Origin of the sequence: Serratia sp. ASV30 (genome assembly GCF_016428815.1) — a bacterium.
GTDB classification, from domain to species: domain Bacteria; phylum Pseudomonadota; class Gammaproteobacteria; order Enterobacterales; family Enterobacteriaceae; genus Chania; species Chania fonticola_C.
The window spans coordinates 1-320 of record NZ_JAELTL010000236.1; the positions used below are offsets into that span (position 1 = coordinate 1).

Genomic DNA, 320 nt, shown 5'->3' on the forward strand with positions numbered 1-320 from the left:
GGTGCCCACGGGCGGCGATCTCGTCGGCGATATTATGCACTTCCAGCAACGCGGTGTGTGCCTTGGCCTCGGCCACGAAGGTGCCTACACCCTGCATGCGGATCAAAAAGCCCTCGCTGGTCAATTCCTGTCTCTTATACACATCTGACGCTGCCGACGATGCCAACTGGGTGTAGATCTCGGTGGTCGCCGGAGCATTAAAAAGGGGGGGGGGGGGGGGGGGGGGGGGGGGGGGGGGGGGGGGGGGGGGGGGGGGGGGGGGGGGGGGGGGGGGGGGGGGGGGGGGGGGGGGGGGGGGGGGGGGGGGGGGGGGGGGGGGG

Annotated in this window: 1 pseudogene; it reads right to left on the minus strand. The window is 73.1% G+C overall.

Features of this window, described 5'->3' with window-relative positions:
- Window positions 1–320 (minus strand): annotated as a pseudogene (locus tag JHD74_RS26820) (hypothetical protein); the annotation flags it as partial.